Raw genomic sequence first — 1,045 nt, forward strand, 5'->3', positions numbered from 1 at the left:
TCGACGCCGAGTTCCTTGCCCTTGAGCTCGACGGAGGCGCGGCCCGCCATGTCGGAGACCAGCATGCGCATGGTGTTGCCGACGAGCTCGGGGTCGATGTGCTGGTACAGGTCCGGGTCGACCTTGATGGCGGAGGCGTGCAGGCCCGCCTTGTGCGCGAAGGCCGAGACCCCGACGTACGGCTGGTGCGTGGAGGGGGTGAGGTTGACGACCTCGGCGATGGCGTGCGAGATCCGGGTCATCTCGGCGAGCGCGCCCGCGGGCAGGACGGTCTTGCCGTACTTGAGCTGGAGTGCGGCGACGACCGGGAAGAGGTTGGCGTTGCCGACGCGCTCGCCGTAGCCGTTGGCGGTGCACTGCACGTGGGTGGCGCCCGCGTCGACGGCGGCGAGGGTGTTGGCGACGGCGCAGCCGGTGTCGTCCTGGGCGTGGATGCCGAGCCGGGCGCCGGTGTCGGCGAGGACGGTGGCGACGACGGCCTGGACCTGGGCGGGGAGCATGCCGCCGTTGGTGTCGCAGAGGATCACGACGTCGGCGCCGGCCTCGGAGGCGGTGCGGACGACGGACTTCGCGTACGTGGGGTTGGCGCGGTAGCCGTCGAAGAAGTGCTCGCAGTCGACGAAGACGCGGCGGCCCTGCTCGCGCAGGTACGCGACGGTGTCGGCGATCATCGCGAGGTTCTCGTCGAGCGTGGTGCGCAGGGCGAGTTCGACGTGCCGGTCGTGGGACTTGGCGACGAGCGTGACGACCGGGGCGCCGGAGTCGAGGAGGGCCTTGACCTGCGGGTCGTCGGCGGCCTTCACATGCGCCCTGCGGGTGGCGCCGAAGGCCACGAGCTGGGCGTGCTTGAACTCGATCTCCTGCGTGGCGCGGGCGAAGAACTCGGTGTCGCGGGGGTTGGCGCCGGGCCAGCCGCCCTCGATGAAGCCCACGCCGAAGTCGTCCAGGTGCCGGGCGATGGTCAGCTTGTCCGCGACGGTGAGGTTGATGCCCTCGCGCTGCGCGCCGTCGCGCAGCGTGGTGTCGAAGACGTGGAACGAGTCGT

Annotated in this window: 1 protein-coding gene; it reads right to left on the reverse strand. The window is 71.1% G+C overall.

The genetic code is table 11. The annotated features are described in order from the left end of the window. Window positions 1–1,045 (reverse strand): citramalate synthase (gene cimA / locus QIT00_RS38700; protein ID WP_282540191.1); only part of this gene is annotated, 1,045 nt, incomplete at both ends.

The sequence above is a fragment of the Streptomyces luteolus genome (assembly GCF_029968015.1).
GTDB lineage: Bacteria > Actinomycetota > Actinomycetes > Streptomycetales > Streptomycetaceae > Streptomyces > Streptomyces luteolus.